3 protein-coding genes are annotated in these 3120 nt (G+C 71.1%); 1 reads left to right on the top strand and 2 read right to left on the bottom strand.

Going from position 1 to position 3120, the window contains the following annotated elements; genetic code table 11:
* A partial coding sequence (locus HUU96_RS13885) for an insulinase family protein (protein ID WP_174293341.1) occupies positions 1-676 on the top strand: 676 nt, incomplete at its 5' end.
* Here HUU96_RS13885 and HUU96_RS13880 read toward each other — a convergent pair.
* On the bottom strand, positions 673-2430 hold the full coding sequence (locus tag HUU96_RS13880; RefSeq protein ID WP_174293340.1) for an AMP-dependent synthetase/ligase: 1758 nt from the start codon (positions 2428-2430) through the stop codon (positions 673-675). The genes HUU96_RS13885 and HUU96_RS13880 overlap by 4 nt on opposite strands.
* Before the next feature lie 51 nt (positions 2431-2481).
* Positions 2482-3120, bottom strand: a 639-nt coding sequence (locus HUU96_RS13875; protein ID WP_174293339.1) for a gamma-glutamyltransferase, incomplete at its 5' end; no start/stop codon positions are given.

Below are 3120 nucleotides of genomic sequence, written 5' to 3'. Positions count from 1 at the left end.
GGTATCGGTACGTCGGCCCGTGACGCGGCTCGCGTGGGCGGCGCTCGCCGGGGGGGTGCTGGCCGCGACGGCGGCGGTGCCTTCCGGCTTCCCCGCGCACAACGACGCGCCGGTAATTCGCCGCCATGACGGTCCCGCCAACCAGGCGGCAGCGATCATCGCCTGGCCGACCGGCAGCGGTGCGGCCGAGATCCGCGATGCCCGCCAGCTCGACGTGCTGGCGCAGATCTTCACCGACCGCCTGTTCGACAAGCTGCGCAACGCGGCGGGAGCGAGCTACAGCCCCAGCGTCGCCAGCCAGTGGCCGGTCGGCGGCGGCGGCATCGGCCGCTTCATCGCGATCGGCCAGGTGCCGCCCGACAAGACGGCGTTCTTTTTCACCCTGGCGCGATCGATCGCCGCCGATCTGATCGCGAACCCGGTCGGCGACGACGAGCTGAAACGCCTGCTCGGACCGATGAAGGAGCAGTTCCTGCGCGCCTCGACCGGCAACCTGTTCTGGCTGCGGCAGCTGGGCGGGGCCTCGTTCGACCCGGCCCGCTTCGCCGCGACCCGCTCGCTGCCCGACGACCTGTTCGGCACGACCCCGGCAAGCCTGCAGGTGGTGGCGGCCAAGTATCTGCAGCCCGGCCGCGACTGGACGATGGCGGTGGCACCGAAGGCCGTCGCGCCCTAGCTGCGGTACAGCGCGTCCAGCCGCTCGCCATAGACCTCGCGCAGGATGTGCCGCCGGATCTTGAGCGACGGCGTCATCTGCTGGTTGGCGATGGTGAACGGCTCGTCCGCCAGGATGAAGCGGCGCACCCGCTCGGTCACCGACAGCTCCTTGTTGACCCGATCGACCGCCGCCGCCAGGCCGGCCTGCCGCGCCGCCGGATCGGTTCCAGCGTGCGCCGCCTCCCACTCCGGGTCGGGCACCAGAAGTGCCACCATATAGGGCCGCCGGTCGCCGGCGATCATCGCCTGCGCGATCTCGGGCTGGAGCGTCAGCATCCCCTCGACCTTCTGCGGCGCGACGTTCTCGCCCTTGTCGTTGACGAGGAGGTCCTTCTTGCGATCGGTGATCCGCAGCCGCCCGGCCGCATCGAACGCGCCGATGTCGCCGGTGTGAAGCCAGCCATCGCGGAGCACCCGCGCGGTCTCCGCCTCGTTGCGCCAATAGCCGTGCATCACCAACTCGCCGCGTACCAGGATCTCGCCGTCGTCGGCGATCCGCACCTCGGTATCCATCAGCGGCGGCCCGACCGTGTCCATGGCGATGCCCGCCGCGGGCCGGTTGCACGCGATCACCGGGCCGGTCTCGGTCTGGCCATAGCCCTGGAGCAGGGTGATGCCGAGCGACTGGAAGAATCTGCCGACCTCGGGGTTGAGCGGCGCGCCGCCGCACACCATCCCGTTGAGCCGGCCGCCGAATCGCTTGGCGATGCGCGGCTTGAGGACGGCACCGACCAGCAGGCGCTTGGGCCAGTCGCGCCACGACAGGCGACCCTCATCGACCTTTGCGCCGAGATCGAGCGCGCTCGCCAGCAGCCGCGCGGGCAGGCCGCCCTGCTTGTCGATCGCCTTGACGATCCGCGTCCGCAGCACCTCGCACAGCCGCGGCACCACAACCATCAGCGTCGGCCGCACTTCCTCGATGGTGGCGGCGAGCTTCTCCAGCCCATCGGCATAATAGATCTGGCTGCCTAGCCCGATCGGGAGGAACTGGCCCGCCGTGTGCTCATAGGCGTGGCTGAGCGGCAGTATCGACAGGAACACGTTCTCATCGTTGCCGCTGATATCCTCGATGACGATCGCGCCGGCACCGGCGAGGTTGTGGAGGATCGCGCCGTGATGCTGGACGACGCCGCGCGGCGCGCCGCCGGTGCCGCTGGTATAGATGATGCACGCCGGGTCGCCGCGACCAAGGCTGGCGGCGGCTGCGCACTCCGCGGGTTCGGCGGGGTGGGCGGCGATCAGCCCGCGCCAGTCATGGACGTCAGGGCCGTCGGCCTGCGCCGGCATCGCGTCGATGCCGATGATGGCGATGGTCCTGCCGGTGCCGATCGCCGCGGGCAGCAGCGTGCGCGCCAGCTTCGCGGTGGAGACGATGATCGCCGACGCGCCGCTATCCTCGATGACGTGGCGGTGGTCGCGCTCGGTATTGGTGACATAGGTCGGCACCGTCACGCAGCCCGCCGCCATGATCGCCAGGTCGCTGATGCACCATTCGGGGCGGTTCTCGCCGACCAGCATAACCCGGTCGCCCGGCGCGAGGCCGAGTGCCCGCAGCCCGGCGGCAAGGCTGGCGACCTGCCGCGCCGCCTCCGTCCAGCCGGTCGCCTGCCAGCTGCCGCCGGCCCTGTGCCACAGGAACGGCCGCTCGCCCCGCTCCGCCGCCCGCGCAAAGAACATCGCGACCAGGTTGGGGACTTGCTCCAGCGTGCGCATCGACTCTCCTGCCGCGCCGTTGCATCGGCGCGGTCGTTGTTGCGTGGGCGGCTATTCGGAGGGGCGGCTCATCGGATCGGCGGCGCGGGTAATACTGGTCACGCTGCCGTCCTCGCCGATCGCGACGCCCTCGCTGCGCGGATCGGCCGCGCCGACCCAGTGGTCGCCCTTGCGCTCGATCGCGTTGGCCTTGAGGCCAAGCTGCGCGACCTGCACCTGGTCGCCCAGCGCGCGCATCGCCGGCACCATCGCCTCGCGCTCGGTGCCCTGCTCGACGATCACCGGCCCGGGGGCGAAGACCAGGCCGGCGGCGATCGCGTCCTGCGCGCTCATCTTGAAGTCGATCACGCCCATGATCGCCTTCGCGACCTGGGCGATGATCGTCGATCCGCCCGCCGCGCCGATCGCGAGGCGGACCCTACCGTCGGGATCGTAGACGATCGTCGGTGCCATCGACGAGCGCGGCCGCTTGCCGCCCTCGACCCGGTTGGCGACGAGATAGCCCCCCTTGCCGGGGACGATATCGAAGTCGGTAAGCTGGTTGTTGAGGATGACGCCGTCGACCGACAGGCCGGAGCCGAACACCCCCTCGACGGTGGTCGTCACGTCGACGGCATTGCCCTGGCGGTCGACGACGGCGAGGTCGGTGGTGCCGGCGACCTCGCGCGCGGGGACGGCGGTGCGCGCCGG

This window comes from Sphingomonas bacterium (genome assembly GCF_903644135.1).
In the GTDB taxonomy this organism is placed as follows: Bacteria; Pseudomonadota; Alphaproteobacteria; order Sphingomonadales; family Sphingomonadaceae; genus Sphingomonas.
This window is presented reverse-complemented; position numbering and strand designations above follow the sequence as displayed.